Source organism: Streptomyces sp. NBC_01716, assembly GCF_036248275.1.
Lineage (GTDB): Bacteria > Actinomycetota > Actinomycetes > Streptomycetales > Streptomycetaceae > Streptomyces.
In genome coordinates this window covers 3,213,838-3,226,185 of record NZ_CP109181.1, presented here as the reverse complement: position 1 = coordinate 3,226,185, position 12,348 = coordinate 3,213,838, and the positions used below count along the sequence as shown (strand labels likewise).

Below are 12,348 nucleotides of genomic sequence, written 5' to 3'. Positions count from 1 at the left end.
GGGCCTGCGCCGATTCCTGTGCGGCTCCGGTCCGGTGACAGCCATCCCTCTGCAGGACATACGCCAGGTCACCATGGCCGATGGCGGCCCGCCAGTGTTCGTCCACACACTGCAGGGCGAAGTGCCTGTGGAGTTCACGGCCTGGGCGAGCGGTGATGCCGGGCTGCGGCACCAGTGTCTCGGGCAGATCCTGACCTCCGGAAGGTCGTCCGGTCCCGCTTCCCCGACCCCCGCCGCGTCCTCGCCTGAGCCGCCGGTACCCGCACCAGCTTTTCGCGGATCACCGACTTGCTGTCGTGGATGTGGAGACCACCGCGCTCAGCCCCGCGCAGGGGGACCGCATCGTCTCCCTCGCGGTCGTCACCGTCGACAACGGCCGTGTGACCGACTGGTGGAACAGCGTGGTCAATCCGGAACCGGACATCGGGCCACTCAGGATGTCGGACCATAGCGGGCAGCGATCGCGGCGGCGCGGTTGTGCAGGGAGGTACGCATCCACTGCGGGGCCAGGACTTCCGCGTACATGGCGTGCTGCCACAGTGCCCATTCGGCGTGTCGTGAATCCTGGAAGATCACGTTCAGCCGCAGCCAGCCGTCCGTGTCGGCCTCTTCGGCGCAGACGGCCAGGACGGTGCTCACCAAGTGCTCCCGCCGTACCGGGTCCACCCGTACCAGCACGGCGACCTTGTCGCCACCGGTCCGGAACTGCGCGTTGCGTTCCTGCCAGGCCCGGTCCAGGTCGACGGTGTCCGGCCGTTGCGCGGGTTCGTCGCGTTCCTCGGCGGCCAGCACCCGGGACAGCCGGTAGGTGCGGTCCTCGCCGGCTCTCTTGGCCAGCAGGTAGCCCTGTTCGCGTACGGTGACCAGGCCGATCGGGTCCACCGTGCGCCACTTCGGGGTCTGGTCCACCGCCGCGTAATGGATGCGCAATTTGTGTCCGGCGAACACCGCGCGCCGGACCTCGGCCACGATGGCATCGGATACTTCCTCGGCGGCCACGCGGCGCGAGAGGAGGTCGGTCTCCGGGTCGATGAGTAATCGCTGCGCCGCTCCGGCCGCGGTGCCCCGAAGGCCCTCGGGCAGTGCGTCGACCACTTTGAGTATGGCCGAGGCGAGCGCCGAACCAAGGCCGAACATTTGTGCGCCGCGCCGTGATCCGGCGACCACCAGGGCGAGTGCCTCGTCGTGATTCAGTCCGGTGAGCGCTGTCTGGAAATCGGGCAACAACGCGAAGCCGCCGTGTCGGCCGCGTTCGGCGTAGACAGGGACGCTGGCCGCGGACAGCGCCTCTATGTCGCGTAGCACCGTCCGGGTGGATACCTCCAGCTCACGGGCCAGTGTTTCCGCGGTCATCCGGCCGCGCTGACGCAGCAGGAGCACCAAGGAAACCAACCGGTCGGCGCGCATGTGAAAATCTTAGCGAAATACATGACTAAGAGTGTCATGTATTGCTGGAAGGCTCCTTCACGCGACGTCAAAGCTCGGCGGCTGCCGAGTCGATGAACGTATGTGGTGTCAGTGAACCGAATGGAGCAGATACGGCAATGGAACGTAATGCGGTCAACCCGGTGTCGTGGTCGGTCGAGATGGGCTTCAACCAGGGTGAGGTCGTCTCCGGGCACTCTCGCACCCTGTACACCTCGGGACAGACGGCGATGAGCAAGGAAGGCAAGCCCGAGCACGACGGTGACATGGCGGCGCAGCTGGCGCTGAGCATCGACAACATCGAGGCGGTGCTCGCCGAGGCCGGCATGTCTCTTTCGAACCTCGTCCGGCTGAACGTCTACACGACCGACGTCGACCTGCTCTTCCAGTACTACGGTGTGCTGGCGGGCCGTCTGGGCGCCGCCAGGGTCGCACCGACTACCACCATGCTCGGCGTGACGCGTCTGGCGATCCCCGGCCAGATGGTCGAGCTCGAGGGCACCGCCGTCGCGTGATGTGACCGTTTCCTCCGCTGCTCGTGCCGTCGAACCGGCACGAGCCGCGGGCAGGTGGCCATCTCCGAGGCTCATGGTGGTGACCTTCACACCTCGGGCTTCGACGACGGTTCCCGCCTGCGACGACTGCGGCAGGCGGACGACCGCCCGCCGCTCGACGCGTGTAAGCGCCGACCTCACACCTGTGATGTCGGCGCTTCGGCGTGCAGGCCGTGGGCCAGGCGCGCCGACGCTACCGCTCCTCGCCGCGGACGGCACGGCGGAGCTTGGAGAGGCGCTCGTGCAGGACGCGCTCCCCGCCGTGCTGCGTGGGGCGGTAATAGTCCTTCCCCACCAGGCCGTCCGGCGGGTACTGCTGCTCCAGGACTCCCTCGGAGGTCCTGTGGGGGTACTGGTAGCCGATCGCGTTGCCCAGTTCCCTGGCGCCCTTGTAGCGGCCTTTGCGCAGGTGGGCGGGGATCTCTCCGACGGCGCCCGCCCGGACGTCAGCCATGGCCTCGTCGATCCCGACGATCACCGTGTTCGACTTCGGCGCCATGGCCAGGTGCACGGTGGCCTGGGCCAGGGCGAGGCGTGCCTCGGGCATGCCGATGAGCTGGACCGTCTGCGCCGCGGCGACGGCGGCCTGCAGTGCCGTGTGGTCGGCCAGTCCGACGTCCTCGCTGGCGTGCACCACCAGCCGCCGGGCGATGAACCGCGGGTCCTCACCGGCCACGAGCATGCGTGCCAGGTAGTGCAGCGCGGCGTCGGGGTCCGAGCCGCGGATCGACTTGATGAACGCGCTGACGACGTCGTGGTGCTGGTCGCCCTGCCGGTCGTAACGGACGGCCGTCTCGGCGACGGCCCGCTCCACCGCGGGTACGTCGACCACCGTGCCGCCGGTGTAGGTCACCCCGTCGGCGCTCGCCTCCAGAGCGGTCAGCGCGCTCCGGGCGTCGCCGGCGGCGAGGCGCACGAGGGCGTCCTCGGCCTCGGAGGACAGGGTGACCGCACCGCTGAGGCCACGCTCGTCCTTCACGGCCCGGCGCAGCAGCTCGCGGACCTCGTCCTCGGTCAGGGACTGGAGTTGCAGCACCAGCAGGCGTGAGAGCAGCGGGGACACCACCGAGAACGACGGGTTCTCGGTGGTAGCGGCGACGAGCAGCACGACCCTGTCCTCGACGGCGCCCAGGAGCGCGTCCTGCTGGGTCTTCGAGAAGCGGTGCACCTCGTCGATGAACAGCACGGTCTGGCGGTCGCGGCGACGGCGCGCGTCGTTCATCACGTCGCGCAGTTCCTTGACCCCGCTGGACAGCGCCGAGAGGGCGACGAAGTGCCGGGTGGCGACATCGGCGAGCAGCCGCGCAAGGGTCGTCTTCCCGGTGCCGGGCGGACCGTAGAGCAGCACCGACGCCACCTCCCCGCCCTCCGCCAACCGCCGTAGTGGCGCGCCGGGGCTCAGCAGGTGCGCCTGGCCGACGACCTCGGCGAGCGTGCGCGGCCGCATCCGTGCTGCCAGCGGCGCGTCGGCTCCCAGGGGCTCGGCGGGCGGAGTGCGGTCCGGCGTCGATAACGCGAACAGCCCGTCGTTCTCGGCGAAGGATGATGCTCTGCTGGGCACGTGCGGCCCTTCCTCTGTGGACAGGTCACTCATACGTTTTCGGCGGCTACGCGTACAGCGTGCCCCGGGCGACGACCACGGCGGACCCCGCCAACTGGGGCGGAGAGCGCAGCCACACTGTCCAGACCGACGAACACATGCCGCGGCCCGTTGTCGTAGACCTCGACCGGCAGAGTGCTGCCGGTGGTCACCAGGTCGAGACCGGTGAGCAGTTCGTCCGCGCGGTCGTAGAGTTCCCACGTGGGGAGGGGTTGCCACATGCCGGCCGCGACGGTCCGGCCGTCGTTGTCACGCTCCAGTTCGAACGTCACGGTGCCCTTGGCGGTCTCCATCCGGAGCTCCTTGGCCTCGTGCGACTCGCCGAGCACCACGGCCGTGCCCAGTGTGGGATGTCCGGCGAAGGGCAGTTCGTTGATCGGGGTGAAGATGCGGACCCGCACATCGCCGTCGTCCTGCGCGGGGAGGACGAAGACGGTCTCGGACAAGTGCGTCTCCTGCGCGATCTGCTGCATGCGTTCGGCGGAGAGGTCGGAGGCGTCCGGGAAGACCGCGGTCGGGTTTCCTTCCAGCGGGACGTCGGTGAAGACATCGGCCACCACGTACTCGTAAGTGCCCATGGGATCCGTTCTGGAAAGAGGTTGTCGGGGAATCGTCCGGCGGACGCTTGGGCGGGGGTCGTGCCGTCCTCGCCGCCGGGTCGTCGTGTCGCGGGTCGTCGTGTCGGGGGTCAGTGGGTGTCGAACACGGCCTGGTAACGGGCGACCGCCTTCTCGGTGGCCGCACGCTCGTCGGGGGTCGGGTTGAAGGGATCCGCAGTCGGGGGCAGGGCGCCGAACTTGAGCAGTGCGGCCATGAGGAGCATGCGCGCCTTGGTGGCCGTGAGGTTGTTGCCCGAGATGAACGTCGGGTCGGTGCGGTATGCCATGCCCCCGGTGTTGCCGCGGCCCGTGCGGACCACCGGCATGCCGGTGAAGAGGGCGACGCTCAGCGCCGCGTTCCTCGTCGGGTCGGCCATTCCGAACGGCGACATGCCTTCGCACACGAAACCGGACAGGGGCGCGTGGGCGAGGTTGGCATCGATCCGGGCGAGGATCTCGACCTCCTCCTCGGCGACGGGCGGGTTGTCGGTGCCGGTTCCCGTCGCGGCGTACCGGCTGTACTTGGTGATCGAGACGTGCGGCATGGCGGCGGGTACGAGACCGCCGGCGTCCCTCGTCCCGACGTCGACCGGGGACACGCCGGAGCCCAGGCGCCCGGTCACGCCGACCACCCGCTCGGGGAGCACGGTGAGGCGCAGCTCCGAGCGATGGGTGTGCCTGCGGACGGGGAGGTAGGTGAGCTGCGGAGGTCCGTAGCCGCCCAGGTCGGCGACCACTCCTCCGTGTCCGCCGGTGACCTCGTATCCGCCCGGCTGGGCGTCGACCTTGGTCACGTCCCGGGCCTGGACGCCCTGTACCGGATGGTGGAGACGGTTCCGTGCCCGTCGAACAGGGGGAAGCCCCTTGGCGCCAAGTCGGTTCGCCACGTCCACAACATCCTGTCGGGGGCGCTGGAGGCTGCGGTCACGAAGAATCTGATCCCGAAGAATCCGGCGGCCACGGCCAGCCCGCCGACGACCCGGCAGATCAAGTCGCAGCAGCGCAAGTTCGTGACGCTCGACAACGCCGACTCGGCCGCCTTCCTTGAAGACATCTGGACACCGTGCGGGCAGCGTGACTGCGGCCCGCTGCACTTCTGCACCCGTGACGCACCGCTGTGGACGACCTACACCGCCACGGCCGTCCGGCGCAGCGAGGCTCTGGGGATGATGTGGGACCTCGCCCACTGGGACGAGTGCGCCATCGAACTGGAATGGGTCGTCGTCGAGATCGGGAACAAGAGCGTCCTGCGGCGTCTGACCAAGGACGGGGACGACAACGCGATCATCTACGTCGACCCCGCGGTGATGAACGTGCTCAAGGTGCAGCGGGAGCACCAGGAGCTGTGGAAGGAGCGGCTCGGCTCGCGCTGGGTCGAGCACGGTCTCGTTTTCGCGCGGGACGGATACCTGCTCCGCGACGACGGGATCACACCCGGCGGGCCGCAGGACGCCGGCCAGGTCAGCGCGCGGTGGCGGACCACCAGAAAGAAGTTGGACCTTCCCCCGCGGTTCCGCCTCCACGACTGGCGGCACAGCAAGGTCACCAACGACCTGGACGCCGGGGAGAACCCCGTCGAGGTCTCCGCCAACGTGCGGCACCACTCGCCGGGTTACACGATGGCCCAGTACGGTAAGCGCCGCGTGCAGGGTGCACGCAAACTCGCGTCGGGCACGGCGCAGCGCATCGGCCTGGGGAGGATCGGATGAGCGCCAGAACGCGTTGGCCACGCGGTTGGCCACGAAGACCGTCCGCACCTCACGTCTTACCTGATCAGAGCGCCAGGGTTGGAGAGGACGACCGGGGCCGCCACCCCCCACAGGAGAGGCCCCGGTCGTCTTCCGGCGGGGACGCTCTGCGGCCCCGTACTCATGTCAGCGTCGGGAGAGCGTTTTCTGTCACACCGGGGTCTGTCAGGTAGTCGTTGCCGGTTGTACAAAATATGGACTTGGGCATCCGAGAGGCCGTAGCGTGCAGGAGCGCGTGGGGGCGCGCGGCAGTGACCAGCCGCGATTCAAGACAGGTTGTGTGGAGTGCTGGGGGACGACGCGGAGCTCACCGCCGCGGTGCTCGCGGCACAGGACGGGGACGAGACTGCGTTCCGGACTGTGTACCGCGCGGTGCACCCGCGGTTGTTGGCGTATATACGGACGCTCGTCGGCGAGCTCGATGCCGAGGACGTGGCTTCTGAGGCCTGGCTCCAGATAGCCCGCGACCTCGAACGCTTCAGCGGCGACGCCGACCGCTTCCGTGGCTGGACCGCGCGCATAGCCCGTAACCGCGCCCTCGACCACATACGGATGCGCGGCAGGCGCCCGGCGGCCGGCAGTGACGAGACGGAGCTGACCGGCAAGCCCGCCGATTCGGACACCGCCGACGAGGCGATGGAGGCCCTCTCCACCGGCACGACCATGGCGCTGATCGCCCAACTGCCGCAGGACCAGGCGGAAGCCGTCGTGCTGCGGGTCGTGGTCGGGCTCGACGCGAAGAGCGCCGCCCGGACGCTCGGCAAGCGGCCCGGCGCCGTACGGACGGCGGCGCACCGCGGGCTCAAGCGGCTCGCCGAATTGCTGGGCGCCGACAGCCCGGAACCGCTGGAGGACCCCGAGGTCCCCGACGGCCCCGACCGTGCCACCCCGCACGGCGGTAAGGTCACCGGTCTGGAGCTCGGATCCGTACCGCCGCAGCGCGGCCGTCATCAGGACGCTCCCGAGCCCGCCGGTGTGACGCATTCGCCCCCGGGGACGCAGAAGGACATGTGATGGCGCACGAGCGTGAGACGTGGCTCAACCACGGCGTCGCGGAGCTTCTGCTGCGCGGGCGGCCGGTCGAGACCGCCGACGAACACGCCCAGGCGCAGGCCGACCGGCTGGCCGGGGTGCTGGCGGAAGCCGTGGACGGGGGCGCAGCCGCGGGCTCGGGCGAACTGCCCGGTGAGGCCGCCGCGCTGGCCGCGTTCCGGCAGGCCGTCGGGACGGCGGGACGTACCGTTTCGCGAAGCAAGGGCGTCGCCGCCTCTACCGCCGATGCCGACGGGATCGGGACCGTACGCCTCGGGCCCGAGCCGCGGCGGGTACGGCTGCCGAGCTTCGGACGCCCGATCCGGCTGGGTGTGGCCGCGGCCATGGCCGGATGCGCGCTCAGCGGGGTGGCCGCAGGAGCCGGATACCTGTACGCGCCGTCCGCCGGTGAGAGTTCCCCCCGGCCGTCGAACTCCGCCTCGGGAGCCGTGACTCCGGAACCCCTGGTCTCCGAATCCCCGAGCCCCGGTGTCAGCCGGCCGCCGCCCCTTCCGGGCGAGTCGTCGCAGAGCGACGCGGGCTCGGTCGTGCCCGGAGCCACGGGCTCCCACTCGACGGCGGGTGCGGGCGGCGGTCCGAAGGGCGGCCAGGACAAGAACAGTGACGAGAGCGGCAAGGGGCGGACGTCCGGCGACGGCTGGAAGAGCGGAGACGGCGAGAAGTGGTACGCCCAGCTCGTCCAGGCCTGCCAGGAGTACCGCAACGGCACGATCGCCGTGGGAAAGAAGAAGCAGCTGGAGGAAGCGGCCAAAGGGCCGGCGGGTGTCAAGCGCTTCTGTGACGGGCTGCTGAGCGGCGGCTCGGGCGGCGACGGTCATTACGGGGGCGCTCCCGGTCACGGCGATGGCGGTGACGACGGCGGCGGCACCGGTGGCGACGACGGTGACGACGACGGTGGTGGTGGCAGCGGCGGTGGTGGTGACGGGCCGCAGCACGGCGGCCCCGCCGACGGCGGCGGTACCGATGGCGGTATCGGCGGCGGCAGTGATGGTGGTACGGACAGCGGTGGTACGGACGGTGGTGGCACCGATGGCGGTGGTACCGACGGTGGTTCCGGACCGCCGCCGACCGACTGGCCCGGCGGCGACTCCGGAGACTCCGGCGAGACCGTCGCACCGTCCCAGCCCCCGGTGACGCCGGACGACGGCGCGAACTCCGGTACGGACCAAGCGACCCCGTAGGCACGCCCGGAGGCCCCCTACACATGGCCGGTTCCCGTCATCCGCTCGCGAAACCCATTCCGGTCATCGCGCCCGCATCCACCCGAACCGCCCGCGCTTTCCTCGATTTTCGGCCAGGATCGGCCCCCGAGACACCGGTGTGACGTTTTTCTGCCCCGTGGCGCAGTAAAGAGTGAGCCGACTGGTCATCGGCCGCGTCTGAGCCGGGGTTCCCCCCGTACCTTCGGCTCGACGCACAATTGGCGCGGGCGGGATACGTTCCCCCGGTCCCGCCCGCGCCTCTCAATCCCTCAGCTCCGCCGTCACCCTCACCAGTAGACGACGACCTTGTCGCCGGTCCGGACCTGGTCGAAGAGTGACGCGAGCTTCTTCTCGTCCCGTACGTTGACGCATCCGTGCGAGGCCCCGCTGTAGCCCCTGGCCGCGAAGTCCGCCGAGTAGTGCACCGCCTGGCCGCCGCTGAAGAACATCGCGTACGGCATCGGGGTGTCGTAGATCGTCGAGACATGGTGCCGGGACTTCCAGCCCACCTTGAACGTGCCCTCGCGGGTCGGCGTGTACTGCGAGCCGAACCGGACGTCCATCGTCGACATCACCTTGCCGTCGATCATCCAGGACAGCGACCGGCTCGTCTTGCTGATGCACATCACCCGGCCCGTCATACACCTCGGGTCCGGCTTGGGTGCCGGCTTCTCCACGGCCGGCGGGCGCAGCTCGGCCGCCGTCGGCTTCCTCGTCATCCCGAGCAGCCGCTCCCAGGTGACGGTGTCGGTCGTGCCGGTGAGCGGCAGCCCGCGCTTGGCCTGGAACGACGTCACGGCGGACGCGGTGACCGAGCCGTAATAGCCGGTGGGGGCGCGGTTGAAGTGGGCGATCTGCCGGAGCCTGGCCTGGAGTTCACGTACCTGGTCGCCCTCGGCGCCGCTCGCCAGAACGATCTTCGGCTTCGCCGGCTCGGGCTTCGGCGGCGCGGGCTTCTCGCTCGCGCTCTTCGACGGCTCGGCGGACGGGGTGACCGGCGGTTTCGACGCGGCGGCCGGCTTCGCCGAGGGACTGCTCGACGCTGGCCCCGCGGGCTCGATCGTGACGCCGCTGCCGCTGCCCGGCTTGTCGTCGGCGGCACCAGCCGGATCGGTCACCGCCTGGGCCGAGCAGCCGACGGTGACAGCGAGCACGGCACCGGTGGCGAGCACGGCGCGCAGCGCGGCCGTGCGCGGCCGGCGCGGGCCTGTCCGCGCCGGAGTCCCGGGCCGCGTTGATGGTCTGGGCACGTGTGGTCCCCCTGTCTGCCACTGAGCTGTCCGATGGCGAGTATCTCCGAGCCGGCTGTGCCGGCATGCATCTACTGAGACAACTCAGAGCCCGTTCCGGTTGCCCTGATGACCCCGCTCTCGCGGAAAACTTACCGGCAGGTGAATTTCACATTGCCGGTCCGCGAAAGAAAAGCATGTCTCGACCGATGAGCCTTCCTGACCGACGCGGTCGCGCGCAACCATGCGAAACCGGAAATGACCAACCGGAGTCCAGGAGAAGCGCGCCCCGACCACCGAAGGTTCATATCGCCATGACGACCGTTCACGACGACAAGCCGCGTCCGGGTGAACTCGCCGACGTACGAGGCTGGTTCCCCAATCTCGACCAGCTGATTTTCGGCACACTGCTCGACCGCCAGGAGGAACACGGAGAGCCGGGTGATCTGCTCGAACTCGGTGTCTTCATGGGCAAGAGCGCGATCTTCCTCGGGCATCATCTGCGCGACGGCGACCGCTTCACCGTCTGTGATCTCTTCGAGTCCGACGCCCCGGACGCCGCGAACAACGCCGAGACGTCCCGGTCCTACCGGACGCTGACGCGCGAGGCCTTCGAACGGAACTACCTCTCCTTCCACGACACACTCCCGCGCGTGCTCCACGGGCCCAGTTCCATCGTCCCCGGCGAGGTCGAGCCGCGCTCGTGCCGGTTCGTCCACATCGACGCCTCGCATCTGTACGAGCACGTCCGAGGCGACATCGTCGCGGCCCGCGAGATCCTGCTGCCCGGCGGCATCGTCGTCCTGGACGACTTCCGCTCCGAGCACACCCCGGGCGTCGCCCTCGCCACCTGGGAGGCGGTGCTCGACGGCGATCTGCGCCCGATCTGTCTGACCACCCAGAAGCTGTACGCCACCTGGGGCGACCCCGAGCCGCTGCGCAAGGCCATGATCGCCCTGGCCGACAGCCGCACCGACTGCGACGTCAGCGTCCAGGACGCCGCGGGCCACCGGCTCGTACGGCTGAAGTCGCGCGGCATGGAGGCGGCGCCGTTCCCCCGCTCGAAGTACTACGAGGAGCCTCCGGCGCCCGAGCCCGACCCCCGGCCTGCCCGGCGGTCGCCGCGGGCGCGGGCGCGCCGCGTCGCCATCGACCTCCTGCCGCCGCTGGTGACACGCGCGGTGATGCGCTCGCGTGCACGGCGGCGGGAGTCGGTCGCGCGCAAGATGTGATGTACGGGGGCGGACACCCCGCGCGCGAGCGAGCGATGGAGGCGGAGCGATGGCACCCGAGCCCGGCGACGGCGGCAGCGACGGCGGCAGCGGCGGTGACGAGGGCGCGATCCGGCGGACGGAGAGCGGTGTGCCGGTCGAGCCGGTCTACGGCCCCGGCGCACTGGCCGGCTGGGACCCGGCCGAGCGGCTCGGCGAGCCGGGCTCGTACCCGTACACCCGGGGTGTCTACCCGTCGATGTACACCGGCCGGCCGTGGACGATGCGCCAGTACGCGGGCTTCGGCACCGCCGTCGAGTCCAACGCCCGCTACCGGCAGCTGATCGAACACGGCACGACCGGCCTCTCCGTCGCCTTCGACCTGCCCACCCAGATGGGCCACGACAGCGACGCGCCGATCGCGAGCGGTGAGGTCGGCAAGGTCGGGGTCGCGATCGACTCCATCGACGACATGCGAATCCTCTTCGACGGCATTCCGCTGGACCGGGTCTCCACGTCGATGACGATCAACGCGCCCGCCGCGCTTCTGCTCCTCCTCTACCAGCTGGTCGCGGAGGAGCAGGGCGTACCGGCCGCCGCGCTCACGGGCACCGTGCAGAACGACGTACTCAAGGAGTACATCGCCCGCGGCACGTACATCTTCCCGCCGAAACCCTCACTGCGGCTGATCGCGGACATTTTCCAGTACTGCCGGACGGAGATTCCCCGCTGGAACACGATCTCGATCTCCGGCTATCACATGGCGGAGGCGGGGGCGACGCCCGCGCAGGAGATCGCGTTCACGCTGGCGGACGGTATCGAATACGTGCGTACGGCCGTGGCCGCCGGAATGGACGTGGACGACTTCGCGCCCCGGCTCTCCTTCTTCTTCGTCGCGCGTACGACGATTCTCGAAGAAGTGGCCAAATTCCGTGCCGCGCGGCGTATTTGGGCGCGGGTGATGCGCGAGGAATTCGGTGCGCGCAATCCCAGGTCCCTGATGCTCCGCTTCCACACCCAGACGGCGGGTGTGCAACTCACCGCGCAGCAGCCCGAGGTCAACCTCGTACGGGTGGCGGTGCAGGGACTGGCCGCCGTCCTCGGCGGTACGCAGTCCCTGCACACGAACTCCTTCGACGAGGCGATCGCGCTCCCGACGGACAAGTCGGCGCGGCTCGCGCTGCGTACGCAGCAGGTGCTCGCGTACGAGACGGATGTCACCGCGACCGTCGACCCGTTCGCCGGTTCGTACGCCGTCGAGAGGATGACGGACGACCTGGAGGAGGCGGCACTGGCGCTGATGGCCCGCGTCGAGGACCTCGGCGGCGCGGTCGAGGCCATTGAACGCGGCTTCCAGAAGGGCGAGATCGAGCGGAGCGCGTACGCCGTCGCGCGCGAGCAGGACAGCGGTGAACGCGTTGTGGTCGGGGTCAACCGCTACCGGCTGGACGAGGAGGACCCGTACGAACCGCTGCGCGTCGACCCGGCGATCGAGGCCCAACAGGCGGCGCGCCTGGCCACGTTGCGCGCGGAGCGCGACGGCGGCGAGGTGTCCGCGGCGCTGACTGGTCTGAGGCGGGCGGCGGAGGGGAGTACGGACAATGTGCTCCCCCCGATGAAGCGCGCGCTGAAGGCGCGGGCGACGGTGGGGGAGGTGTGCGACGCGCTGCGGGAGGTGTGGGGCGCGTACGTCCCGCCGGAGACGCTCTGACGCGTGGGGCCGGCTT

The 12,348-nt window shown here is 70.0% G+C and carries 11 protein-coding genes; 6 read left to right on the top strand and 5 right to left on the bottom strand.

Annotation, left to right across the window (positions count from 1 at the left end; genetic code table 11):
- Positions 1-432: 432 nt before the first annotated feature.
- The gene (locus OIE74_RS13935; RefSeq protein ID WP_329382702.1) at positions 433-1,407 is read right to left on the bottom strand and encodes a helix-turn-helix transcriptional regulator; all 975 of its coding nucleotides are present in this window, start codon (positions 1,405-1,407) and stop codon (positions 433-435) included.
- 137 nt (positions 1,408-1,544) lie between these two features.
- Here OIE74_RS13935 and OIE74_RS13930 point away from each other — a divergent pair, with 137 nt between their 5' ends.
- A complete protein-coding gene (locus OIE74_RS13930) occupies positions 1,545-1,940 on the top strand; it encodes a RidA family protein (protein WP_329382699.1) in 396 nt (131 codons plus the stop codon).
- Between the two features lie 232 nt (positions 1,941-2,172).
- Here the strand turns inward: OIE74_RS13930 and OIE74_RS13925 are convergent, their stop codons facing one another.
- From OIE74_RS13925 to OIE74_RS13915, 3 genes are all read right to left on the bottom strand, one after another.
- Entirely contained in the window at positions 2,173-3,501 is a 1,329-nt protein-coding gene (locus OIE74_RS13925) for a replication-associated recombination protein A (protein WP_329392287.1), read from the bottom strand.
- A 68-nt stretch (positions 3,502-3,569) separates the two neighbouring features.
- The gene (locus tag OIE74_RS13920) at positions 3,570-4,157 is read right to left on the bottom strand and encodes a PhzF family phenazine biosynthesis protein (protein WP_329382696.1); all 588 of its coding nucleotides are present in this window, start codon (positions 4,155-4,157) and stop codon (positions 3,570-3,572) included.
- Positions 4,158-4,267: 110 nt separating this feature from the next.
- Positions 4,268-4,972, bottom strand: a complete 705-nt coding sequence (locus OIE74_RS13915; RefSeq protein ID WP_329382693.1) for a hypothetical protein — start codon at positions 4,970-4,972, stop codon at positions 4,268-4,270.
- On the opposite strand from OIE74_RS13915, the gene OIE74_RS13910 reads away from it, so the two are divergent.
- The 3 genes from OIE74_RS13910 to OIE74_RS13900 all read left to right on the top strand — a co-directional run bounded on the left by OIE74_RS13910 (position 4,922) and on the right by OIE74_RS13900 (position 8,160).
- On the top strand, positions 4,922-5,887 hold the full coding sequence (locus OIE74_RS13910; RefSeq protein WP_329382690.1) for a tyrosine-type recombinase/integrase: 966 nt from the start codon (positions 4,922-4,924) through the stop codon (positions 5,885-5,887). The two genes, OIE74_RS13915 and OIE74_RS13910, sit on opposite strands and share 51 nt — an antisense overlap.
- Before the next feature lie 324 nt (positions 5,888-6,211).
- The gene (locus OIE74_RS13905) at positions 6,212-6,940 is read left to right on the top strand and encodes an RNA polymerase sigma factor (RefSeq protein WP_329382687.1); all 729 of its coding nucleotides are present in this window, start codon (positions 6,212-6,214) and stop codon (positions 6,938-6,940) included.
- Positions 6,940-8,160 (top strand): hypothetical protein, encoded by a 1,221-nt coding sequence (locus OIE74_RS13900; RefSeq protein ID WP_329382684.1) that lies wholly within the window; start codon positions 6,940-6,942, stop codon positions 8,158-8,160. Before OIE74_RS13905 ends, OIE74_RS13900 begins: the two co-directional genes overlap by 1 nt.
- A gap of 308 nt (positions 8,161-8,468) precedes the next feature.
- Here the strand turns inward: OIE74_RS13900 and OIE74_RS13895 are convergent, their stop codons facing one another.
- A complete protein-coding gene (locus OIE74_RS13895; RefSeq protein ID WP_329382681.1) occupies positions 8,469-9,431 on the bottom strand; it encodes a L,D-transpeptidase family protein in 963 nt (320 codons plus the stop codon).
- Positions 9,432-9,724: 293 nt separating this feature from the next.
- On the opposite strand from OIE74_RS13895, the gene OIE74_RS13890 reads away from it, so the two are divergent.
- The gene (locus OIE74_RS13890) at positions 9,725-10,642 is read left to right on the top strand and encodes a class I SAM-dependent methyltransferase (protein WP_329382678.1); all 918 of its coding nucleotides are present in this window, start codon (positions 9,725-9,727) and stop codon (positions 10,640-10,642) included.
- A gap of 49 nt (positions 10,643-10,691) precedes the next feature.
- A complete protein-coding gene (locus OIE74_RS13885; protein ID WP_329382675.1) occupies positions 10,692-12,332 on the top strand; it encodes an acyl-CoA mutase large subunit family protein in 1,641 nt (546 codons plus the stop codon).
- The last annotated feature ends 16 nt before the right edge of the window (positions 12,333-12,348 follow it).